1 pseudogene is annotated in these 238 nt (G+C 68.9%); it reads right to left on the bottom strand.

Annotated features, from left to right (window positions below):
- Positions 1-238: pseudogene (locus AC0I8G_RS26170) on the bottom strand (2-isopropylmalate synthase); the annotation flags it as partial.

Raw genomic sequence — 238 nt, 5'->3', positions numbered from 1 at the left:
GGGCGGCTCGAAGACCTCGAGGACGGCGTGGCAGATGCGGGCGGCGAACTCGAGCTCGGTCCCCGTGTAGGACTCCGGGGAGTACTCGTCGTAGACCGTCGGGTCCGGGATCGTCTCCTCGAACTTCCGGCACAGCCGCGCACCCTGCAGGGCCAGGTCGACGATGCCGTCCACGTCGCTGCCGAAGACGACGCGGCGCTGCAGCACCGAGGTGGAGTTGTACAGGTGGACGATCGCC

Source organism: Kineococcus sp. AC630 (genome assembly GCF_979255925.1).
This window is presented reverse-complemented; position numbering and strand designations above follow the sequence as displayed.